The sequence below is a fragment of the Paracrocinitomix mangrovi genome (assembly GCF_019740355.2).
Classification (GTDB): domain Bacteria; phylum Bacteroidota; class Bacteroidia; order Flavobacteriales_D; family Crocinitomicaceae; genus Paracrocinitomix; species Paracrocinitomix mangrovi.
This window is the reverse complement of the sequence record NZ_CP091819.1, coordinates 335,222-358,826: the sequence shown is the minus strand read 5'-3', so window position 1 is coordinate 358,826 and position 23,605 is coordinate 335,222. Positions and strand designations below refer to the sequence as shown.

The 23,605-nt window shown below is 34.5% G+C and carries 24 protein-coding genes and 1 riboswitch; of the genes, 16 read left to right on the top strand and 8 right to left on the bottom strand.

What is annotated here, in order from left to right:
- Positions 1-21: 21 nt before the first annotated feature.
- The 5 genes from K6119_RS01595 (at position 22) to K6119_RS01575 (ending at position 4,362) form a co-directional block, all read left to right on the top strand.
- The gene (locus tag K6119_RS01595; RefSeq protein WP_221834219.1) at positions 22-639 is read left to right on the top strand and encodes a KdsC family phosphatase; all 618 of its coding nucleotides are present in this window, start codon (positions 22-24) and stop codon (positions 637-639) included.
- A complete protein-coding gene (gene miaA / locus K6119_RS01590; RefSeq protein WP_221834220.1) occupies positions 627-1,550 on the top strand; it encodes a tRNA (adenosine(37)-N6)-dimethylallyltransferase MiaA in 924 nt (307 codons plus the stop codon). The genes K6119_RS01595 and miaA overlap by 13 nt, the downstream gene beginning before the upstream one ends.
- A 61-nt stretch (positions 1,551-1,611) precedes the next feature.
- Complete coding sequence (locus tag K6119_RS01585; protein ID WP_221834221.1) at positions 1,612-1,929, top strand: DUF3276 family protein; 318 nt, start codon at positions 1,612-1,614, stop codon at positions 1,927-1,929.
- 97 nt (positions 1,930-2,026) lie between these two features.
- Positions 2,027-3,337 (top strand): tRNA (N(6)-L-threonylcarbamoyladenosine(37)-C(2))-methylthiotransferase MtaB, encoded by a 1,311-nt coding sequence (gene mtaB / locus K6119_RS01580; protein ID WP_221834229.1) that lies wholly within the window; start codon positions 2,027-2,029, stop codon positions 3,335-3,337.
- On the top strand, positions 3,334-4,362 hold the full coding sequence (locus tag K6119_RS01575) for a toxin-antitoxin system YwqK family antitoxin (RefSeq protein ID WP_221834233.1): 1,029 nt from the start codon (positions 3,334-3,336) through the stop codon (positions 4,360-4,362). Before mtaB ends, K6119_RS01575 begins: the two co-directional genes overlap by 4 nt.
- Before the next feature lie 32 nt (positions 4,363-4,394).
- Here K6119_RS01575 and rocD read toward each other — a convergent pair whose 3' ends face one another.
- On the bottom strand, positions 4,395-5,636 hold the full coding sequence (gene rocD, locus K6119_RS01570; protein ID WP_272492208.1) for an ornithine--oxo-acid transaminase: 1,242 nt from the start codon (positions 5,634-5,636) through the stop codon (positions 4,395-4,397).
- Positions 5,637-5,841: 205 nt separating this feature from the next.
- Here rocD and K6119_RS01565 point away from each other — a divergent pair, with 205 nt between their 5' ends.
- From K6119_RS01565 to K6119_RS01535, 7 genes are all read left to right on the top strand, one after another.
- Positions 5,842-6,201, top strand: coding sequence for a hypothetical protein (locus tag K6119_RS01565; protein ID WP_221834237.1), 360 nt, complete (start codon positions 5,842-5,844; stop codon positions 6,199-6,201).
- Between the two features lie 11 nt (positions 6,202-6,212).
- Positions 6,213-6,620 (top strand): 5-fold beta-flower protein, encoded by a 408-nt coding sequence (locus K6119_RS01560; protein ID WP_221834238.1) that lies wholly within the window; start codon positions 6,213-6,215, stop codon positions 6,618-6,620.
- Positions 6,621-6,622: 2 nt separating this feature from the next.
- Positions 6,623-7,720 carry a YARHG domain-containing protein gene (locus tag K6119_RS01555; RefSeq protein WP_221834240.1) on the top strand — a complete coding sequence of 366 codons (1,098 nt, stop codon included), beginning with the start codon at positions 6,623-6,625 and terminating at the stop codon, positions 7,718-7,720.
- A 75-nt stretch (positions 7,721-7,795) separates the two neighbouring features.
- On the top strand, positions 7,796-8,398 hold the full coding sequence (locus K6119_RS01550) for an IMPACT family protein (RefSeq protein WP_221835271.1): 603 nt from the start codon (positions 7,796-7,798) through the stop codon (positions 8,396-8,398).
- On the top strand, positions 8,395-9,327 hold the full coding sequence (locus tag K6119_RS01545; protein ID WP_221834242.1) for an aminopeptidase: 933 nt from the start codon (positions 8,395-8,397) through the stop codon (positions 9,325-9,327). Before K6119_RS01550 ends, K6119_RS01545 begins: the two co-directional genes overlap by 4 nt.
- A gap of 2 nt (positions 9,328-9,329) precedes the next feature.
- Positions 9,330-9,620, top strand: coding sequence for a hypothetical protein (locus tag K6119_RS01540; protein ID WP_221834244.1), 291 nt, complete (start codon positions 9,330-9,332; stop codon positions 9,618-9,620).
- A gap of 88 nt (positions 9,621-9,708) precedes the next feature.
- Positions 9,709-10,011 carry a YqcC family protein gene (locus K6119_RS01535; protein WP_221834245.1) on the top strand — a complete coding sequence of 101 codons (303 nt, stop codon included), beginning with the start codon at positions 9,709-9,711 and terminating at the stop codon, positions 10,009-10,011.
- On the opposite strand, the gene K6119_RS01530 is transcribed toward K6119_RS01535, so the two are convergent.
- The 7 genes from K6119_RS01530 to K6119_RS01500 all read right to left on the bottom strand — a co-directional run bounded on the left by K6119_RS01530 (position 10,003) and on the right by K6119_RS01500 (position 17,894).
- Complete coding sequence (locus tag K6119_RS01530; RefSeq protein ID WP_221834247.1) at positions 10,003-11,160, bottom strand: trans-sulfuration enzyme family protein; 1,158 nt, start codon at positions 11,158-11,160, stop codon at positions 10,003-10,005. The genes K6119_RS01535 and K6119_RS01530 overlap by 9 nt on opposite strands.
- Before the next feature lie 34 nt (positions 11,161-11,194).
- Positions 11,195-11,608 (bottom strand): OsmC family protein, encoded by a 414-nt coding sequence (locus tag K6119_RS01525; protein ID WP_221834250.1) that lies wholly within the window; start codon positions 11,606-11,608, stop codon positions 11,195-11,197.
- A complete protein-coding gene (locus tag K6119_RS01520) occupies positions 11,605-12,837 on the bottom strand; it encodes a homoserine dehydrogenase (RefSeq protein WP_221834257.1) in 1,233 nt (410 codons plus the stop codon). Before K6119_RS01520 ends, K6119_RS01525 begins: the two co-directional genes overlap by 4 nt.
- Positions 12,834-13,868: a homoserine O-acetyltransferase family protein gene (locus K6119_RS01515; protein ID WP_221834258.1), complete on the bottom strand. Its 1,035-nt coding sequence runs from the start codon at positions 13,866-13,868 to the stop codon at positions 12,834-12,836. The genes K6119_RS01520 and K6119_RS01515 overlap by 4 nt, the downstream gene beginning before the upstream one ends.
- A 186-nt stretch (positions 13,869-14,054) precedes the next feature.
- Positions 14,055-14,168: riboswitch (SAM riboswitch) on the bottom strand.
- Positions 14,169-14,303: 135 nt separating this feature from the next.
- Positions 14,304-15,329: an imelysin family protein gene (locus K6119_RS01510; RefSeq protein WP_221834260.1), complete on the bottom strand. Its 1,026-nt coding sequence runs from the start codon at positions 15,327-15,329 to the stop codon at positions 14,304-14,306.
- Positions 15,329-16,714, bottom strand: coding sequence for a di-heme oxidoreductase family protein (locus K6119_RS01505; RefSeq protein WP_221834262.1), 1,386 nt, complete (start codon positions 16,712-16,714; stop codon positions 15,329-15,331). The genes K6119_RS01510 and K6119_RS01505 overlap by 1 nt, the downstream gene beginning before the upstream one ends.
- A gap of 7 nt (positions 16,715-16,721) precedes the next feature.
- Positions 16,722-17,894, bottom strand: coding sequence for an imelysin family protein (locus K6119_RS01500; RefSeq protein WP_221834263.1), 1,173 nt, complete (start codon positions 17,892-17,894; stop codon positions 16,722-16,724).
- Positions 17,895-18,162: 268 nt separating this feature from the next.
- On the opposite strand from K6119_RS01500, the gene K6119_RS01495 reads away from it, so the two are divergent.
- The 4 genes from K6119_RS01495 (at position 18,163) to K6119_RS01480 (ending at position 23,598) form a co-directional block, all read left to right on the top strand.
- A complete protein-coding gene (locus tag K6119_RS01495; protein ID WP_221834269.1) occupies positions 18,163-19,032 on the top strand; it encodes a mechanosensitive ion channel family protein in 870 nt (289 codons plus the stop codon).
- Positions 19,033-19,077: 45 nt separating this feature from the next.
- The gene (locus tag K6119_RS01490; RefSeq protein WP_221834271.1) at positions 19,078-19,623 is read left to right on the top strand and encodes an inorganic diphosphatase; all 546 of its coding nucleotides are present in this window, start codon (positions 19,078-19,080) and stop codon (positions 19,621-19,623) included.
- 140 nt (positions 19,624-19,763) lie between these two features.
- The gene (locus K6119_RS01485; RefSeq protein ID WP_221834273.1) at positions 19,764-21,455 is read left to right on the top strand and encodes a carboxypeptidase-like regulatory domain-containing protein; all 1,692 of its coding nucleotides are present in this window, start codon (positions 19,764-19,766) and stop codon (positions 21,453-21,455) included.
- 43 nt (positions 21,456-21,498) lie between these two features.
- Positions 21,499-23,598, top strand: coding sequence for a tetratricopeptide repeat protein (locus K6119_RS01480; protein WP_221834274.1), 2,100 nt, complete (start codon positions 21,499-21,501; stop codon positions 23,596-23,598).
- Positions 23,599-23,605 lie beyond the last annotated feature (7 nt).

Sequence of the window (23,605 nt, the reverse complement as noted above, 5' to 3'; positions counted from 1 at the left end):
CATCTATGTGAAAAACACGGTATGAGCATAACCGAATTTGAAAAAAGTATTCGCATACCTAAGGTTCGAATAATTGAACCTACTCCGGATGAATTAATTGATATTGCTGCTTATTTTAATATGCCAATTGATGTACTAGTGCTAAAGGATCTTAAAAAACTTCATCAGTTTGATGATCATAATATTAAGATGTTGATTCTTGACGTTGATGGCACTATGACTGATGGGGGAATGTATTTTACTGAGAATGGTGATCAAATAAAAAGATACAACGCCAAGGATGGTATTGCCATAAAAGCATTGGTAAAAAAAGGAACCAAAGTTGGTATTATCTCACACGGTAAAAAATTTCAAGTCATTAAGGATAGAGCAGATTTACTTGGGATTGAGCATGTGTATGTAGGTTCAGAAAGCAAGCTTGAAATATTAAATGGCTGGTTAAAAAACTTAGATATTAAGCTAGAAGAAGTGGCTTATGTGGGTGATGACATCAATGACATGGATATTATAGAAGCAGTTGGATTAACAGCCTGTCCGGCAGATGCAGTAAGTGAAGTAAAACGCAAAGTTGATATCATTTTACAGAAAAATGGAGGTCATGGTTGTATCAGAGAGCTGTATGACGAATGGCTGAGCTAAATCAACAGAAATCTAAAACTTTAATTGTAATCGTTGGACCTACAGCAGTAGGTAAAACTGCAATGAGTATTAAAATTGCTCAGCATCTTAATTGTCCCATTATTTCAACAGATTCAAGGCAGTTTTATAAAGAAATGGAAATTGGCACTGCCAAACCCGATAAATCTGAACTTGAAGCCGTTAAACACTATTTCATCAACTCTAGATCTATTAAAGATTATTACACTGCCGGCATGTATGAGGCAGATGCAATTCAAACTTTGGATGAAATATTCAAAGAAAATGATTATTGTGTAGCCGTTGGTGGCAGTGGTTTGTATATTAACGGATTGTGTTACGGAATTGACGATATTCCATCAGACCAGCAAATTAGAAAAGAACTTTTTGACCGCTGGCAAAAGGAAGGTTTAGAAGTCTTATCTCAAGAAGTTAAACAAATTGATCCTGAATTTTATAATGAAAGTGATATGAAAAACCCCAGAAGGGTAATGAGAGCGCTTGAAGTTTATCAAATTACTGGTGAAAAATATTCCAATCTACGTCAACAAAAGCCAAAAGAAAGAGGTTTTGAAACCATTTGGATAGGACTTGAAATGGATTTGGAAAGATTATATGAACGGATTAATCAAAGAGTTGATCAAATGATTGAATCCGGATTGGAAAATGAGGTTCGAGAACTTTTACCTTACAGTACTTGCAAAGCATTTAAAACAGTGGGATATCAAGAATTTGAACCTTATTTTGAAGGAGAATATGATCTGGAAAAAACAATTGAATTAGTTAAACGAAACAGCAGGAGATTTGCTAAGAAGCAATACACCTGGTTCAGGAAAAATGAGGATGTAAATTGGTTTAATCATGATGACACTTCAAGCATCATTGACTTTATCGATTTAAATAAATCCAAATAAATTTCCGAATTTGTTCAGAAATTATAAATTTGTGAAATCTAAATTAAAATAAAAGGGAAAGATGAACGAGAGAAACGACGAAGTTTTTTCGAAGCGAGTTAAGGCAGGGAAAAGAACTTATTTTTTTGACGTTAAAACTACCAGAGGAAAAGATCTTTACTTGACAATTACGGAGAGCAAGAGAACAGGAGAATATGATGGTAGACCGGAGTATGAGAAACACAAAATTTTCCTTTACAAAGAAGACTTCGAAAAATTCAATGAAGGAATGACCGAGGCGCTGGGTAAAATAAAAGAGTTGTGGGACACTGGAGAGTACAAAAAACCAGAAGAGAGAACAGAAACCGAAGAAGAAGAAGTTACTTTCGAGGAACTTTAATCACGATAAATCATTTAAAAGCCTTTCAATATTGAAGGGCTTTTTTTATGCCTTGCTCCTTACCTATTGCTTTTAGGTAATTAGCTATCTTTGCAGCATGAGTCAGTATAAAAAGGTGGCGTTTTACACATTGGGTTGCAAATTAAACTTCTCTGAAACTTCTACAATTGCTAGGAATTTCGAAGATCAAGGATTTGCAAAAGTCGATTTCAATGATCGACCTGACATTTTTGTGATAAACACCTGTTCAGTTACAGAAAATGCTGATAAAAAATGTAGAAACATTGTTAGAAGAGCATTAAAAATTAATCCTGATGCTTTTATAACTATGATTGGCTGCTATGCTCAACTAAAACCAACAGAAATTTCTGAAATTCCAGGTGTAGATTTAGTTTTAGGCGCCAATGAAAAATTCAATATTCTTGAGCATATTGAATCACTTGAAAAACAAGAAGAAGCTACAGTTTTAAATAATAACATTAAGGAAACTAACACTTTCGTTCCTTCATATTCAATTGGTGATCGCACCAGAACCTTTTTAAAAATTCAGGATGGCTGTGACTATTTCTGTTCATTTTGTACCATCCCTTTAGCAAGAGGTAAAAGTAGAAACGCAAGTATTGCAGAAACTGTTGAAGAAGCTAAGGCTATTGCAAAAACAGATGTTAGAGAAGTTGTTTTAACGGGCGTAAATATTGGCGATTTTGGACAGGAGGGTGATGAAAATTTTTACCAATTAGTTCAGGAGTTTGACAAAATTGAAGGGATAGATCGCTGGAGAATTTCATCCATTGAACCTAATTTGTTGTCGAATGACATTATCCATTTTGTAGCTAATTCAAATAATTTTGTTCCGCATTTTCACATCCCTCTGCAGTCTGGATCAGACAACTTATTGAAATCCATGAGAAGAAAATATCTCACTGATTTATATACTGATAGGGTTGCCACTATCAAAAAATTAATGCCTGATTGTTGTATTGGTGTAGATGTTATTGTAGGATATCCTGGCGAAACTGATGAAGAATTCAATAAAACTATTAATTTCGTTAAGGAATTGGATGTATCTTATTTACATGTATTTACGTATTCAGAAAGAGCAAACACTACTGCAAGAAAATTAGGAGAAGTTGTTCCGGTTAATGTTAGAAGAGAGAGAAGCAAACAACTTCAAATACTTTCTGAAAAGAAAAGAAGAGCTTTTTATGAAAGCCAAATAGGAAAGACATTCAAAGTATTGTTTGAGGCTGACGACAACGAAGGCATGATTAATGGATTTACTGAAAATTACGTGAAAGTAAAAACAGCATTTGATCCACAATTAATCAACCAAATAGTTGAAGTTACATTGACAGAAATTGACAGAGATGGTACTGTCAAAGTTAAAATACACGAACTGGCAAATTGAAAAAACTACTATTTACCATATTATTCCTTTTGACATTTAAACTGTCCTTTACCCAGGCAGCTACAAGAGAATCTGACACCTTGTATCTAGATCAACATTGGGTAGTGACTCAAAAAGATGAAGCTACTTACTATAGAAAAACCAAATTCAGACCCGACTCTCTGTTGGAGGTAAAAGACTATTACGTTTCTACCAACAATCTTCAAATGTTGGGGTATTACAAAGGCAAAATGAATGATGCCAACAGAATGGGTAAATTCTTATTCTATTATGAAGATGGTACTTTGAGTGCTTCGTATGATTTTCAATATGGAATAGCTCATGGAGAGATTCGAAAGTACTATGAAAACGGAAATTTAAAATCTATTCAACGTTATGATTTAGGTGCTCAAATTGACACTAGTTGGGAATACTATTCAAACGGACAGATTCATACCATTCAGGTTGAAAATGATGAATATCTAGATAAAAACCCATCTGACAAATACAAGAAACGTAGATTAATTATGGCCTACAGTGTAGATGGAGGAATTCAGGTTAAAGATGGAAATGGAATTAAAAGAGATTACTTTTTATCTGGGAAGGTAAAAAGTGTAATTAATTTCCAAAATGGTTTTCCACACGGTAAATGGGTTAATTATACCGGAAGAAAAAAGAAAAAACAATCCATTTTACATTTCAAAGATGGTAGATTCATTAAAGGTGAAATTTACAGAAAGGGTAAAAATGACATCTTCTCTAGTTTAAGTAGAGGAGCCCACTACCCTAGCGGATTCAGTGATTTAAAGAAGTATATTAAAACAACTACCGGATTTTGTAAAGAAGGATTTAAAAACGAAGTTGAAGTGATGATCCATGTCTCAGCTTCAGGAGAAGTTTCATTTGAACAAATTATTGCCGGTAATGTTTCCCCTTGTCAATTAGAGGAAATTCAACAGATGGTTAAAAACATGCCTGCATGGACTCCTGCCATTAATGAAGGTGAATATGTAGATGGCAGTGAAACTTTTATTGTCAGGTATTAAAAAAGGCCCTGATTTCTCAGAGCCTTCTTCATTTATTTTTCAAATTCTGCAACTGTCTTGTCTATAATAGACACACAATCCAGTAATTGTTCTCTTGTCATTACCAATGGTGGTGCAAATCTGATAATATTCCCGTGAGTAGGTTTAGCCAACATACCGTTGTCTTTCAGTTTAACACAAATGTTCCAGGCAGTTTTGCTGTCAGGTGAATCATTTACAACAATTGCATTCAACAATCCTTTACCTCTCACCAATTTTAAAATATTATACTTTTTAATTAGTTTTTGAACTTCAGATCTAAACAACTCTCCTAATTCCTGAGCATTTTCAGCTAACTTCTCATCTCTAACAACTTCTAAAGCCGCAATAGCCACTTTTCCAGCTACAGGGTTCCCTCCAAAAGTTGAACCATGTTGTCCTGGTTTTATAACCATCATGATTTCATCATTTGCCAACACACCAGATACAGGATATGCTCCTCCAGACATTGCTTTTCCTAGAATCAAGATATCCGGTTTTACATTTTCATGATCACAAGCCAATAATTTACCGGTTCTTGCGATACCTGTTTGCACTTCATCAGCAATAAACAAGGCATTGTGCTTTTTACATAATTCGTAAGCTTTTGCAAGATATCCATCATCCGGAACAAAAACACCTGCTTCACCTTGAATAGGTTCTACCATGAATCCAGCAATATTAGGATCATTCAACGCTTTATCTAAAGCATCTAAATCATTGTAAGCTACTACTTCAAATCCTCCGGGGAATGGACCAAAGTTATCTCTTGAGTCTTCATCACTAGAAAAAGAAACTATGGTAGTAGTTCTTCCGTGGAAGTTTTTTTCACAAACCACGATTTTTGCTTTATTTTCCTGAACACCTTTTACTTCATAAGCCCATTTTCTGCACAATTTAATTGCAGTTTCTACAGCCTCTGCACCAGTATTCATTGGTAATAGCTTGTCAAAACCAAAGAATTCTGAAGCGAATTTCTCATAAGGTCCAAGACAATCATTATAAAAAGCTCTTGAGGTTAAAGCCAAGGTTTTAGATTGTTGTACAACAGCATCAACAATTTTAGGATGGCAATGACCTTGATTTACAGCTGAATAAGCCGAAAGAAAATCATAATATTTATTTCCTTCTACATCCCAAACAAAAACTCCTTCTCCTTTAGCTAATACAACTGGTAATGGATGATAATTGTGCGCTCCATACTTATCCTCCATTTTCATTAATTGTTCTGAAGATAATTTTTCCATTGTTTCCATAATTAAATGAATTTAGATTAATAACACAGGCTCGTCACGGAGAGTGCCCATCCTTTCCTCATTTTTAGACCGCAATAGAAACACGACCTGTGAATGGAGAGAAATCATCCAAGCATAAAGATAGTAATGATAATAGAAATTGTCTATCTTAAGGCACAAATTTTGTACTGCACACAGTACATAACTTAACCAAATTTTTAACCTTATGCAGTTATTATTGATTTTTGCCTTTATGTTTCAAGGCATTCTTCCTCTACAAACAGAAAAATTAGACACTGATCATTATGTCATAAATGCGACAGATCAAACTATCATTGTTTCAGTGGATTACAAGGATAAAGCTAACAATCCTGGACAAGGATCAGCTATGTACACTATCCCTTCAGGAACAGCATTGGTGATTTCAAATGTTGAAGGATTAGATAAATTCATGCATCCAACTGACTATTTCACTTACAGTATTTTGACTTCAGGAATACAAACTGACCTAAATACACCTGACATGTGGATTCTAGAAAAAATATCCGACACAAAGGCTAGATATCAATGTACTATTGACGGTTAAACTAACAAAACATGAAAGCACTATTATCAATAGCAGTATTCTTTATCGCAATAAGCGTAAATGCTCAAAAATTACAAAACGGAAGCTATTCAACTGTTGGCTATATCAACAGTGATGGAAAAGTTCAAAGCAGTTCCTACTCTACCATTGGATACATCAAAGACGGAAAGGTTCAAAACGGATCATATTCCACAATTGGATACATCAAAAATGGAAAAGTGCAGAATGGCTCTTATTCTACAATTGGGTATGTAAATTCAGATGGTAAAATTCAGAATGGTTCATATTCAACTATTGGATACATTAAGGATGGGAAGGTTCAAAACGGATCATATTCAACAATAGGATATTACGACAAGTCTATACCTGTTGAACATGTTGCGGCTTTCTTTTTCTTCTTTTTCACAGATCAGCTTTAAAAATGAAAAAAGTATTTTTTGCAATAGCTATGGTATTTACCATGGCAGGATATGCTAATGACGGAGTTTTTTACGCTAAAGGAAATCAACTTATTCCCATTACTGAATCTAACATCAAAATTCAAAAAGAAATTCTTCAGATAAGCAGAGCAGCTAATAACAGCCTAAACATTTCGGTTTATTATGAATTTTTTAATCCGGGAGATGAAAAAGAAGTTTTAGTTGGATTTGAAGCAGAATCGCCAAGTGGAGATGTGGATGCCTCTCCTAAAGACGGTAAACATCCTTACATGAGAGATTTTAGCGTACAATTAAATGATATTGTTTTGCCTTATAGTGTGTCTATGGTTGACGAGGAAGTTTACTATGCTAACGGTCAATTCAAAAAACCCAGACCTGAGAGCTTAGTTTATGATGAGCACCCTAATTATGTAGATTTTTATTACGTATACCACTTCAAAGCAAAGTTTAAAAAGGGACTTAACACAATTAAACATAACTACAATTTTGATCTATCAGGATCTGTTATGACAGCTTATGAATTCAGCTATGTTCTTACAGCTGCAAATCGTTGGGCCAACAATCAAATAGATGATTTCACATTAATTGTCAGCTTAGGTGATTTTCAAGAATTTTGTATTGACAGATCTTTCTTTGAAGCAGCCAAAGATTGGATTATAACAGGGAAAGGCAGAAAATTAGATTTAAAAGGAAATGGTGAATTTGAAATAGGACCGGTAACCCAATTTTATTTGCAAAATGGCAACATCATCTTTCAAAAGAAAAATTTTAAACCGGCAGGCGAATTAAATCTGGTTAGTTGGTCGGGATATCCTGAAAAAGAAACTTTTGACATCAAATCTGATTTTTTACCATTTGACATTAAGCAGCAATGGAAAATTCAAGAACCTGTAGACGAACTATCTAAAAAAGCAATTAGAAACTTACCATTCGCAAGAAGAGGATATGTCTTTAAAACAAAGGAATTACAAGAATTTTTTGAACGTCAACCCTGGTATGTTGCGGATGCAAATTACGTTTCAAACATGGATGATCTTACAAAAGAAGAGAAAGAGCTAGTTGAAAAATATAGCAAATAATTTCAAATAAAATTGATCTATAATACTCTCTAAAGGATAGCTATCTTTGGAGAGTAAATTTGAAAACACCAAGGCATAGCCTCTTACCAATCCATATCAAAACCATCAGAAGGACTTTACAAAGAAAAAGGCTCCAAATTTTTAGCATTTGCCTACCCTATCACTTCTGAAAATGAGGCTAAAGATAAAATTCAGGAATTAAGAGAGCTCCACCCAAAGGCGGTACATGTTTGTTTTGCTTGGCGATTAGGAGTGAGCAATTATCATGATAGATATTCAGATGACGGAGAACCCAATAATTCAGCAGGAAAACCAATTTTTGGACAAATCCTGGCTGCTGAAATTACCAATGTATTAGTGGCAGTTGTTAGATATTACGGAGGAACCAAATTAGGTGTTGGAGGACTTATCAACGCTTACAAAACGGCAACAGCAGAAGCTATTGAGAAAAATACAATTATCCAGAAAGAAGAAGTTATTAAGGCCATCATTAAATTTGACCCGTCAAACACTGGAGATCTTATGTCAAGACTTAACAAAATGAGGGTTGAAGTAAAAAGTCATGGATTTGAAAATGCTTTACATTTAGTGAAAATTGACATTGTTAAAAGCGTATCAAAAGAGATTATAGATACTTTTGAACAACTACCACATTATCAAATTGAATTAATTGAATGATTGATCTAAAGGGATTAGAAGAACTAGTTGCAGTTCGAAGCGCTTCGGGAGATGAAGCCAATATCAAGAATTACATTTTAAATTATATCAAACAGAACCAAGCCAATTGGAAGGTTCAACCTCAAATTATTGAAGGCAAAGGATTTCAAGATGCCTTTATTCTGATTTTTGGCAAACCAACAACTGCAATTTTTTCTCATTTAGATTCAATTGGATTCATGGTTGGATATGACAATGTTTTAGTTCCAATAGGTGGCCCCAGACTGATTGATGGCACCGAATTAGTAGGAGAAGACAGTAAAGGAGAAATAGACACAGAAATGATGGTTATTGAAGATGAGGATGGATCAAAAACTGTGAAATTGGTATCGGATAGAATTGTAGACAGAGGAACCTGTTTGACATTTAAGCCAAATTACAGAGAAAGTGACACCCATATTCAGTCACCGTACATGGACAATAGATTAGGAGTTTGGGTTGCTCTGGAAGTTGCAAAGACCTTGGAAAATGGAGCAATTGTATTTTCTACCTATGAAGAGCATGGTGGAGGATCTGTTGGATTTTTAGGAAGATACTTGATTGAAAAGCACAATGTTTATCAGGCACTTATTTCGGATATCACATGGGTTACTGAAGGGATATTGGAAGGTGGAGGCGTTGCCATTTCAATGCATGACAAAGGAATTCCACGTAGAGCTTTTGTCAATAAAATAATTGAAGTTGCTCGTCAATCTGAAATCACCTACCAATTTGAGGTTGAAAGCGCAGGAGGATCTGACGGAACAATGCTTCAACAAACAGATTTGCCTTTTGATTGGTGTTTTATTGGTGCGCCGGAACAAAACGTGCATACAGCCAACGAATTGGTTAACAAATTTGATATAGTTCAAATGGTTGAATTGTATAAATTGTTGATGCAAAAACTGTAAACATGTCAAATTATGCTCTTCTTGGATTGATATTGCTGTTACTTCAGCTAATTCCAATTATTGCACTAATAATTGACGTCTCTAAAAACAAAAAGTGGAGCTTATTAATCAGTTTTGTTTTAGCCTTTGTGAGCTTTGCTTACATTCTAACTTTCCCCCTCACCCTGGCATTTAAAGTAATCCTGGCTTTATCCATGGGGATACTTGTTTTTGTGTATGTGTTTTTGCAAAAGTTCTTAGTGAAAAGAACACAGAAAAAAGAAGATAATGAGATTTTGGATATTGATAGTTAGTTGATTTTCAATTCATATATTTAGATTATGAAAAAAGTTGAGTTAGAACAGCTTGATGACGATTGCGTAATTGGTGTAAAGTTTTAAAATGACTTCTACTATCCTAAAAATTGAAGAACAACTTAACTTAATTGAATCAGAATTGAAGCAAATAGGTTTTTGGAACAAAAAACTCAAAACCCTTCCCGATCCACACACTTTTGAACACTGGCTACAATTTGTATTCATTCCAAATGCTAGAGAGGCGGTCAAAACAAGAAACTTCCCAAAGGAATCCAATGTTGGATTAGCTGCAATGCGGCAATACGACTATCATTCATTTGTACCTGAAGCTCAAAATTTACTCAAACTGCTATATGAATTTGATAAACTGATAAACAGTTTAACTTAAAGCCTGCTCTATATCTGCCCAAATATCTTCCAAATGCTCTAATCCTGCAGAAATCCTAATCAAACCGGGACTAATACCTACTTTCATTCTATCTTCTTCTGTTAACTTAGAATGCGTTGTGCTTGCTGGATGAGTAGCTATTGATCTAGAATCCCCTAAATTGGCTGTTAAACTGAGCATTTTAAGTGAATTCAAAAATGACTTTCCTTTTTCTAAACCACCTTTTACTTCAAAAGTCACAATTCCACCACCACCTTTCATTTGACTTTTAGCTATTTCATATTGAGGGTGTGATGCCAAAAATGGATATTTAACCCATTCAACCGCCTCATGTTTTTCTAATCTTTTGGCAATTTCAAGGGCATTATCATTGTGTCTTTCTACTCTTAACGCTAATGTTTCCAAAGATTTTGACAAGGTCCAGGCATTAAAAGGAGATAAAGCCGGACCCGTATGCCTTGCGAAACCTTGAATTTTAAGAATATGCTCTTCGCTTCCAAGTATTATACCTCCCATTGTTCTTCCCTGTCCATCAAAATACTTTGTAGCAGAGTGAATCACTAAATCAGCACCAAAATCAGCAGGTTTTTGATTGATTGGAGTCGCAAAACAGTTGTCTACTACGTAAAGTAATCCGTTTTGCTTAGTAATCACCCCTACTTTGGCCAAATCAATTATATCAACCCCAGGATTAGTAGGAGTTTCCAGATATAAAATTTTAGTTCTTTTATTAATGGAATCAGCCCAATTATCTACATCATCAAAGTCTACATAAGTAGTTTTAATCCCCCATTTAGGTAGTATTTCAGTAAACAACTTATGGGTAGAGCCGAATACAGATCTTGAAGACAAAATTTCATCTCCACTCTCCAAAAATGCTCCAAAAACAGAGAATATCGCAGCCATTCCGGATGCTGTAGCCCAGCCCGTTTCGGTCCTCTCCAAGTCGGCTACCTTTTGTACAAACTCAGAAATATTGGGATTTGAATACCTACTATATATATAACCTTCTTCTTCATCATTGAACAAGGCTGCCATATGATCGGCATCATCAAACACATAACTTGAAGTCATGTAAAGAGGTACTGAATGTTCCTTATTATCACTTCTTTCAACTTGAGTTCTTATGAGTCTTGTCTCTGTTTTCATTTACATTAATAATTTATTTTTCAAATAGTTATGACTATTGTACTAACTTAACACTTGAAGTTATTTTTACGGTAGACTCCAGCATGCGTGCCACCGAACAATACTTGTCAACACTTAAACCTACCGCTCTTTCAAGTTTATCTGACGGACCATTTGTTTTGAACTCAAATTCTAAATGAATATGAGTAAACACTCTTGGATGCTCCTCTCTTCTTTCTGCCTCAACACTCACATTGTAATACTCTAATTCAATTTTCTGCTTTTTTAAAATGAGCAAAACATCTATTGACGAACAAGCTGCTAAAGAGCTCGCCACAGCCTGCATTGGTCTAAACCCTTTGCCTGTCCCACCAATATCTTCTTTAGCGTCATATTCTATTTTAGCCCCTTCTTCATTTGTAGCAAGTAAATGAAATGGCTCACCTATTCTTTCTAGTTTAATTTTCATACCGTTACAGATTCTTTAAATTCTTCTCTTAAAGAAAGTAATTCAATGTCATTATCTCCATAAAAAGAAATAAACAATTCAGGATTTTCTCTGTAAAAAGTATGCGATAATTGCGACAACTTCAGTCTTCCTACTTTATAAGCATAATCTACCGCAACAAACTCCTCTTCTACTTCAATAAAATCAACTTTTTCAAGCAAATCAACTTGTTCAGTTGATACAAACACTTTCACTATAGCATCTTTAGCCATTTGCGCTTTGCATTCATCAAACTTTTTGTATTCATATTTGTAATCAAACTGAAGAGCCGAAACATCAGAAAGAACTGCTGAAGCGGTAGGATGACTACCCGCTCCCTTTCCTATAAACACTTGCTTATCAGAAAACAATGCCTCAATAGAAACCCCATTAAACTCGTAATTGATTTCAAAAGCAAAATTCTGATCGTCAACTATTTGTGGAGCTACATATGCTACAATCTTATCATCAATACGTCGAGCAAATGAAACCAACTTTATACGCAAACCTTTTTCCTTGGCATATTGAATATCTCTTTGTTTTATATAGCGAATCCCCAAATTCAATACCTCCTCAGGCTGTGTAATCAAGCCAAAGGTGTGCAAAATCAAAATTTGCAACTTGTACTTACTGTCAAATCCATCAATATCTAAAGTTGGATCAGATTCAGCAAAACCTACATCTTGCGCATCTTTTAAGATTTCATCAAAAGACTTTAATTCATTCTGCAAACGGGTCAAAATATAATTAGTGGTACCGTTACAAATCCCTTCTATCCCCGCTAAACTATCATTATTATAATATTCTTCTAAGTTTCTGATCACCGGTATACTAGCGCAAGAAGAAGCCTCATATAAAAATGAAACACCATATTCATCTTTTAATGTCAACAACTCAATCAAGTGCTCTGCTATCATCTTTTTATTAGCACTTACCACATGTTTTCCTTTTTTAAAAGCCTTTGTAACGATATCAAATGCCGCATCAGCATCATCAATCAATTCAACCACCACATTTATTTCAGGATCATCAAGAATAACATTGGGGTCATAATAAAATTGATCTTCCGGCAAAGACCTTTGCTTTAAAGGATCTTTAACCACTATTTTATCAATGGAAGCATTTAATAACTTACTCTTATTCAGCACATCATAAAGCCCTGATCCCACGCATCCAAATCCAAATAATCCTATTTTTAATTCTTTTCTCATCTCACATTTTTTAATGTAGTTTTCACTACAGTTGGTTTGTTTATTTTAAAATCATTGTATAAAAAGTCTTTTATTATCCCGCTTAACTGCTCATATTCTATCAAAAAAGCATCATGCCCATAAGGCGATTTAATAAAGCCTAAAACTGCATCAGGAATCCCCTCAACCAACCTTTTCTGCTCCAACTGAGGAAACAATACATCAGAATCAACAGCAACAACTAATGTTTTGGCACTGATCAGCTTTAAAGCCTTCTCAACTCCTCCTCTCTCCCTTCCTACATCATGACTATCCATGGATTTTGACAAGACATAATATGACTTAGCCTGAAACCTTTCAATGAATTTTGATCCTTGATAATTCAAATAGGAAGAAGCATTAAAATCATTTATTCGCCCTTCTGTGTCTGCCTGTTTTATGCTAAAATCATTATAAGACCTGTATGAAAGCATTGCAATTGCTCTGGCAGCAGCCAAACCTTGCTTTCCTCCATTTTCTTGTCCAAATGTTGGATCAGCCTTTAATGCCATTCGCTGAGCTTCATTAAAACCTCTTCCATAAGGAGAATGCACAGCATTTGTAGCTATCAAAATCAAATGATCAGAAAATTCCGGATTTTGAATAGACCATTCCAAAGCCTGTTGCCCACCAAGAGAAGCACCAATTAAGACATCCACCCTTTCAATTCCCAACACCTTGCGAAGGACCTCATGCGCATTAACCATGTCTCTGATTGTCACCAAAGGAAACACTGATCCTTCCTCAAAATCATCCGGCCCGGTTGAACCATAGCAAGACCCTAGCACATTTGCACAAACAATCTTATATTCTGAAGGATCAAACAGTCTATTTATCCCAAACAAACCTCCCCACCAATCCAGGACATCTGTATTCCCCGACAATGCATGACAAACCCATATCAACTTTTTAGCTTCAGGATTTCCGATAATTTGATATGCAATTTTTAAGTGATCTAACTTTTCGCCAGACTCAAACGCAAACTCTTGATTATGTATATAGTATTCTAACATTTTAATTGTTTATAAAGGTTGATTTTAGAAGTGATTACACTTCCTGAACGATACTTGGACTATTGTTTCAGACTAACAACAGCACATGCAAGTGCTACAACAGCAACAATTAAAATGACGCATTAATGCGTTAGATAATGAACTTTTTAAAACCTGATTTTGAATGTAAATTGTCATCTTGTTTCCAATTTATATTTCCATCCCTTTTAATCGGGAGGCAGGAATTGGCACCTTTCAAGTCCTTCTTGAGGGTTGCCAGAGGGTCAACGAGCCTGATCTCTCGCCTCTTCTTTATAAATCGACCACAAGTTACGAGAACCGCAATCGACGCGACAAAGGTAAAACAGAATTAATTTTAATTCCAAATAAAAAATTGAAAATTTATTTTAAAACAGTTATTAAACACTGATTATCAATTAATTAAAAAACACTAATTTAATCACCATCTGTATCTCCAAAAGTTAAAATCACCCCCATTGCATTGGTAACATCCAACTTAAAAACTACTAACAAATCAGTTAATTTCTGTTTCAATGATTCTAAAGCAGCAACATCATTCAACAGATACCATTCCATTTCATTATTCATTGAATTTAAATCTGAAGAGATGTCGGAAAACCGCTCCGTTACTGAATCCGCTAGCTTTTTATCTTTCTTTTTTAAATAATTATGAATGGCATTAAATTGTTGATCTCCATTCCCCAGATAAACCGCTTCTAATTGAAAGAACAATCGCTTAACGCTTTTCAACCCATTACCTGAATTCCCTCCTATTATCTGATCAGTATCCATTGCTTCCAATACCGGATTTAGGCGCTTATCAATCAAATCTTCCAATGAATGAATAATTCTATTGCAAACAACATTAAATGACCCACTGACACCATCATCTGTGTTAGATGTAAAGTTTTTTTCGTAGATACTCCAGGAAAACTCCAAATCTCCAACATTGTTTGACAAATCCTCAATACAAGAAGAAATCCAACTTTGGTATTTCAAACTTGATAATGAATCCTGAGAAAAATCGCTAAACACCAGATATTCAATAAAATAAAATCCTTTTTGATTATTAGGTAAAGAAGCAACTGCAGATGTTGTAACAACTGTATTATCAGCATAAAAACCCCAGGCGTTTACTGTATCAATCCCCGACTTATTGAATTTATTGTAAATATAGGTTTGAGAAATATCCCCCAAATTATAAAAAGTCGCATTATCAATAGCAGCAAAAGTTAAATCAAACTGATCTTTGAATAAATCAAAATTACTATTACTTTGATTATTTAAGTAATCTAACCATTTATTTTGTAAATCAAATACTTGTGAATTCAAATTAAGCAGGTCTGGCTTCACTTTATAATCATAAAATTCTTGTAGAAAATCACTCCTTTTAAATCGACTTTTTTTACATGAACTAAAACCAATTAGGAAGATCAAAAAAACTAAAAAAGAAAATCTCATTAAAGTGAATTTAAATAATCTATTAATGCCTGTCTATCAGAAGATTCGAGAGATTTGAACTGATTTTTAGCATTTTCCGCCTCTCCTCCGTGCCATAGTATGGCCTCTTCCAAACTTCTTGCTCTGCCATCATGCAAGAAAAAAGTATGACCATTGACAATTGAAATTAAGCCGATCCCCCACAAAGGCTGGGTTCTCCATTCCTGTCCATTAGCTTTAAAATCAGGTCTATTATCAGCCAATCCAGGTCCCATATCGTGCAACAACAAATCTGAATACGGATGAATTGTTTGATTATTCAAATAGCTCAGATAATGCGAATTTCCAGTATTAAAAGCCACTGTATGACATTTTGCACAATCTAGGCTTCTGAACAACTCTCGTCCTCTTACAACAGATTCATCATCCACATTTCTTCTAGCCGGAACAGCCAACGAACTGCAGTACAGCACCAGTTTTCCAAAATCATCCTCCTCTATTTCAACTATCCCTCCATCAGGCAAAGTATCCAAATTTGATTGTGCAGCAGAATGATTCTCAGTATCAAATAAGTTTGATTTTATCCCTAAATCACCAATTAAAGCTCCTGCTACCTGCTGCATCACAGAAGGGTGACCTGATTTCCATCCAAATCTCCCCATTTTCTCTGATTCACTTTGGAAATCCCAAACATAATTTGGCTTACCTGAAATTCCATCACCATCAACATCTGCTTCATCTGCCAGCGCTAAAATATCTTGTTCATCAATAGCTTCCAATAACCCCAACCCTATCATTTGCTGCCCAATTCGAGGAGACATCATAACATTTGAAGCAATACTTCCATAATTGAGATTACTCACATAATAAAAAGGCTTTCTAAGCTCATAAGGTGTTCCGTCTTCATAAGTGCCGGATATATATTCATAAGTAACAAAAATATCACCCTCATCCAATGCATTACTTACCGCCAAATCATTGAATTGAGGACCGTACACAGGATCAGGCAAAGGCTCTCCATGAACTCCTTCACCAGGTACACTTAGCCTTAGTAAAAAGCCATTTGAATTGTCACCTAAATCTTGAACCGGCTCTCCTCTTCCATCTTGAAAATGACACGCCGAACAAGAACGCGCATTAAACAAGGGACCTAGACCATCTCTGGCGGTAGTTGACGAAGGAGCCGACACCCAATTTTGATTAAAAAAACTATTACCAACAAAGAATTGGAGCTCTTTATCAGCTCCAATCCCAGGCATTTGTTGCGAAAACGCCCCAGAAGATGTTAAAAAAACCGTACCGTTATATCCACCACTCAATTCCTCTTGATCATAATGATCAAGATCTTTTCTACAAGCCACCAATAAAAGGCCTGCAAGCAAGAATATTTGGGGTTTTATGGTCATATTTTTTCTACTCTGGTAATGACGTATCTATAGTTAAACCTAGAGCTGCTGCAGCTTCCGCAATTTTATCACCTAGCTTTCTCAAATTTACAACAGATTCATTAATTGAACCCGTTCCACCAGGAGTTTCTTGTGTTAAAGCATCATCAAAAGGAACAGATATTGAATTAACACTTGCTTCACAAGCAGTGAACAAATCACTTAATTCTGCATTTAATTTTTTATCCTGTTTATCAATAATATCGCTTAAACCAACTCCAGAAACTTCAGACCCATCATTTTTGATATAAATTCCAGTGTAAATTTGCTGAATCCCTTCAAAATTCAAGATTATATCTCTGTGTGTATTATCTGAAAAACATGAATGTTCATCTTCTTGATTTTGATTATCAAGTGCCGTAAAAATTCTTTCTCCAGCAAGTTCAGATTTTGCCAATACTCCTATTCCGGTTAAGATATGCTGCATACTTAAATCAGCATCCTGTGCTAAGAAAGTTGATCTATATGCACCACCATTTTTCCATTCATCAACTAAACTTGCTAAATCTTCTACCAATATAGCCGCACAAGTTTTAAGATATAAGCCTCTTCTATCCTGGTTATCAGCTGTACCCCCAGAACCAACAACATAATCAGTATAAGGTCTATCGCCTGCTGTTTTTAATGACGTATTAGCATCATCTTGACCCCATAACAGAAATTCGATAGCGTGATAACCTATACTGATATTGGTTTCACCTCCTTCTTCATTCATGGATCTTAAAGTTGCTGCATCAATTGTAATCGCAGAATTATTAATGATTCCACTTAATGCATTTCCCTCTACATAATCTACAAATGCCTCATCTAATGGCCAGGCATTCAACTCCCCTTCCGGTCCATCTTCATCATCAATAGGACCACCAGAAAACCTGAAAGCTTCTGTAGTTCCATACGACTCTCTTGCTTGTAACCAAACCTGTTTAGCATCTTGATGACTTGCCTCAGAAGGATTATCTACAAAATCAATAATTGAATTTTGTAGTGACTGTGCATCCTGATAAGCATCTTGATAGTTTGCATATACTATCTCTGAATAATTGTTTTTAAAATCCTCTTTAAGGTTATTTACTTTTTGTTTTTTGCATGAAGTAGTAGCCATCAATGCAGTGATTGTTAAAATTGGAATAAATATTTTCATTGTTTAGTTAATTGTTGAGTGCACAAAACTACCGTTGAGATATTTATTTTGAAATACCTTTTTTGTGGTATTTTATTTATAATGATTCTAAACAACAACTCTATAGTGTTGTTTTTCAATTATTAAAAACAATATATTTTTATTCATTTTTCTGTTCAACTAATTATTTAATCTTAATAGCAGCTTAATTGTTAAAAATCAAACTGAATTATTTCAAATCAAGCACTTAAAACCAATAATTTTGTTCTTTATTTAAAATCACACTACTATGTTACAAGATGCAGATTCATTAGCCACTACAACCTCAGAAGTAGTTGAAGGAAGTGGATCATATCAATTCAGCTGGCACTCAATTCTAGACAAACTTCAAGAATGGGGAATCAACCTGGCAATTGCTTTAGCAGTATTATTCATTGGATTTTTCTTAGCAAAGAGAATCACCAAAATGATAGGCAAAGCACTCGACAAAAAAGAATTTGATGTTTCCCTAAAAAAATTCTTAAAAAGCTTAGTTGGCAACACTTTACGAATCCTAGTTGTTGTATCTGCTTTAGGTCAATTGGGGGTAGAAATGACATCCTTTGTTGCTTTAATTGGTGCCGCCGGTTTAGCTATAGGTATGGCATTTTCAGGAACCCTTGGAAATTTTGCCGGAGGCGTTATGATTCTAGTTTTCAGACCTTATAAAGTTGGTGATTACATCAAAGCTCAAGGAGAAGAAGGAGTTGTTTATGAGATTCAAATATTCAACACTGTACTATTAACAGTTGACAACAAAACTGTCATTGTTCCTAACGGAGCAATGGCAAATGGAAACATTACAAACTTCACCATGCAAAAAAATAGAAGAGTAGATTTTGTTGTAGGAATTGCTTATGGAGACAGTTATCAGGACGCAGTAAAAGTGCTTCAAAGATTTATTTCTGAAGATGAAAAAATACTTCAAGATCCCGCACCATTCATTGGTTTAGGAGCATTAGCAGACAGTTCAGTTAACATCACACTAAGAGTTTGGGCCAAAACAGAAGATTATTGGGAAGTGCATTTTAAGATGAACCAAAAGATATATGAAGAGTTTGGTAAAGAAGGACTAAACATCCCTTTCCCACAAATGGATGTTCACTTACATAACAAATAACAAAACTTAGGGAATGAATTTCATTCCCTTTTTTATTTACTAAAAATGAAAATAGATCACACAAATCCCTGGCACAAAGTAAATGTTGGAGAAAGACAACCTGATTTTGTAAATGCCATCATTGAAATTCCAGCTAATACCAGAGCTAAATACGAACTAGACAAAGAAAGCGGTCTTTTATTAATGGATAGGGTACTTTACTCATCTATGTATTACCCGGCGAATTACGGTTTTATCCCACAAACCTATTGTGACGATAAAGATCCTCTGGATATTTTAGTTCTATCTCAAATAACCATTGTTCCAATGTGCCTTGTATCAGCTAAAGTTATAGGCGTAATGCGAATGTTAGATGGAGGAGAATTAGATGACAAAATAATTGCCGTTGCTGAAAACGACATGAGTGTAAATCATATTAACGACATCTCAGAACTACCAAATCACTTTATTAAAGAGCTTAAAAACTTCTTTGAGGATTACAAAAAACTGGAGAATAAAACCGTTGAAGTTGAAGATTTCCAAAATGCCCAATTAGCAAAAGAAATCATACAAAAAAGCATCAATGATTATAAGACCAAATTTGAACTTTGACAGGTATATAATTCATTAAACCCTTCAATTAAGTGATTTAAGTGGATGTGACAATTTTGTACTTTAGGAGAAACAGCTAACAATTGAAGATTCTGAAATACATACTATTTACCGTACTAACTTTATTTAAGCTCCCATTATTGTCACAATCTGATGACGATTGTATTGGAATGAATCTAGGAGCAAAAGTGGTTAACAATAACACCAAAGAAGCGGTTGCATTTGCCAAAGTTTATAGCGTAAAATCAGGAAAAGGAACAGTTACAAACGAGCTAGGTGAATTTAAACTGAAAGAAATTTCTTGTTATGATAGTTTAAGAATATCATTCATAGGATTTGAAACCAAAACCATCTCAGTAGTTGACCTTATTGTTTCTAATACAATTAAACTTAACGAAAAAGAAAATCTACTTTCTACTGTAAATGTACTGGCAGACAACAGCTTTTTATATCAATTAGTGATCAGCTGCGCCAAAAATAAGAAAACCCCAAGTCAACAAGCAAAGACGTATTTTCAACTAGAATCTAGCAGCAATGGGAAAACAGTTGAAATGCTTGAATCATATTATAATGGCACATTCAAAGATTACAATGTATCCAAGCTTGATATAAAAGCAGGACGAGTTGGACTCGCTCATCAAAATGGACATTTTGTATTATCAACTGAAACATCCAAAGCAATTTTAGAACAAGACTTATTCAAGCCCACTTCCCTATTCCCCGCAAACCCACTAAGTCAGAGTAAAAAAGAATTGTACACTAACTATTCGCTTTCCTTGAGTCAAAAATTCGCAGAAGGTGAGAATCAAATTTTTGCCATAAGATTCACACCTAGAAAGGAAGCTAACAATTTTTTTAGCGGGATCATTTGGATAGATTCAGCATCTAGCTCCCTGCGTAAAATTCAATTAGAAATTGAAAACAGTAATATATCTCCTTTTGCTCCATCTGGCTCTACAAGTAAGATCTCAGCAGTTGATATTCAAATAAGCAAAACCTTTAACAATATAGAAGACGAAACTTATTTAAGTGAGATTCAATTCAACTATCAATTTGACCTGGTCTCTCAAAACGGGTCAGTTTATACCGTCAACTCAAAAGCATATTTATACGCCTTTAACTACGAAGAAATATTTGACCTCCCCTTCTTTGATTTTGTAGAAGGAATGCATCAGGACTATCTTTCAATTAGCGCCTTTCCGTATGTTGAGAGCTTTTGGCAAAGTGACCCACAATTTGAACTTTACCAACACCATCAAAAAGTCACCAACTTTATTAAAAATGATGCTCAAATCAGCAATGATGACATATTCAGACACAATCAGTACAGAGATAGAGGATTTTTCAACAATGAATATGTGGGATGGAATGAAAACAGAATCGTTATTACCGAGCGAAAATTGGACAACAATTATCAGGATAAAGGAATTATTGCGGGCAGCAGATATAATTTGGAGGCTCAAATATTTTTAGACGTAAACACGGTGAATGATACAGTTGTAATTTATACTAAATCAATTCTGGATCCTTTCAGAAGCTACTATTCATTGGATATTAACAATGCTTCTTTAGCATTTATAAATATGTTTTTTGACTTGATCGAAATTAAAAGAAGACAACTAGATAATCAATTAATGAATATCAAGGATTTTAGCGAAATCAAAACTTTGTACACAAAAGAGATTGCCGATCTAAATGAAATTACTACTCGGTTTTTCAAGGAAGTTCAACATGGCACTGAAGCAGATGAAATGATTAAATGGAATTCCTACATCAAAGGAAACTTAGGAATTGACAACTTAGATATCTTTCAGGTGACATTTGAAAATTGAGTTAAAAGGTTAATTTTAAACTTCTTTACAGAATATTATGTTCATGAAGTCAATTTTAACCATTCTAGTCCTTTCTCTTTTTCTTCACTCTGAGGCACAAAGTTTCACACCTGATGAATTGCATGCTCTGGACAGCATGGACAGAATTATAGACAACCCTGAACAACATGACACCACAAAAGTATGGACCTTACTGGAAAAAGCGCTTTATTTCTACATCTCCAATCCTGATTCTGCGCTGTCGTTATGCGAAAACGCAAAAGAGCTTTCTGAAAAAAATGACTTTATAGCCGGTAAAGGTGAATCCTATGCATGGATTGGTTTTTTATCACAAAGACAAGGCAACATATTAAAAGCACTTGAATATAACCATAAGTCATTAAAAATAAAGGAGACATTAAAAGACAGTAATGGAATGTCTACAGCTTACAACAACATTGGTGTACTTTATGATGATCAAGGAGACTACGAAAATGCGCTATTATACTACAATAAAGCTCTGATAATAAACAAAGCCTTGAACAACCTTGGATCAGTCGCCACATGTTACAACAACATTGGTTTTATTAAATTTTCAAATGGTGAAATTGATGAAGGCCTAAGTGATATGAGAACTTCCTTGGAGATTTGCAAAGAAATAAAAGATAAAAACGGAGAAGCTATATCATTAAGCAACTTAGGTTTAATGCATAATAAATTGCATCAAAAAGAAATTTACAATCAATTTCAAAAAGACTCTTTAATTGAATTAGCCATTAATTATTTCAATGAATCAATAATCATCTTCAAAGAACTCAACAACAAAAGTAGATTATCCAATAGTTATTCTAATCTGGGATTTATCTATATAGACCAAGGAAAGATTGGAAAAGCTAAAGAGATGGGTGAAAATGCATTTGCATTGGCTGAAGAAATTGGGTTCAGAACTAGTATTAAAAATGCAGCCAATCTACTCCACCTTGTTTATGAAAAGCAAGGAAAAGGAATGAAAGCATTGGAGATGCACAAGCTATACATTGAAATGAAAGACAGCTTAAACAATGATGAAGTCCAACGCAAAACTTTACAAGAACAAGCACAATATGAATATGAAAAACAAAAAGCGCTAGATGAAGCTGAACATCAAAAAGAAATCGCGATCAAAAATTCAGAACATGAAAAAGCTCTTGCTATAGAAAAAGCAGCAAAACAAAAACAATCAATCCTAGCCATAGGAAGCATTATTGGACTTGCTCTTGTTATTATATTTTCAATAATATTATTCAACAGGTTAAGGATTACAAGACAACAAAAGAGCGTAATTGAAGAACAAAAAAGTAAAGTTGAAAAGCAAAAAGAAATAATTGAAGAAACTCACAAAGAAATTACAGATAGTATCCAATACGCTAAAAGATTGCAGAACGCAATTTTACCCTCAGTTGAAAAATTAAATAAGGAAATATCTGAAAACTTCATTTTCTATTTACCTAAAAATGTAGTAAGTGGTGATTTTTACTGGCTTGAAAAATCCAACAAGTACACTTATTTAGCAGTAGCAGACTGTACCGGCCATGGTGTTCCGGGAGCAATGGTAAGTTTAGTTTGTTCAAATGCGCTTAATAAAGCGGTAAATGAATTTAATCTCGAAGAACCTAGTGACATTCTGAATAAAACAAGGGAAATCGTAATTGGATCGTTTGCACAGAATGGTGAAGAAGTTAAAGATGGAATGGATATATCACTTTGTGCAATAAATGAAAATTTCATCAATTTTTCAGGTGCTAATAACCCACTTTGGATTGTAAGGAAAAGCACCGGAAAGTCAGAAAACGTAAGTATTACTGAAAACGGATTTGATCTTATAGAAATAAAAGGAGACAAACAACCCATTGGATTATATGATAAAATGGAACCTTTCAAACAAACAACATTAGAGATTCAAAAAGGAGACACTATATATTTCTTCTCAGATGGATATGCAGATCAATTTGGCGGTGAGAAAGGAAAAAAATTCATGTATAAATCAATGAAAAAGATGTTTTTAGAAATGCAGAATTATTCTATGAAAGAACAATTTCAACAAATTGAAAAAGAGTTCTTTAAATGGAAAGGCGATCTTGAACAAATTGATGACATTTGTGTAATTGGAATCAAATTTTCTTAATTCAAAA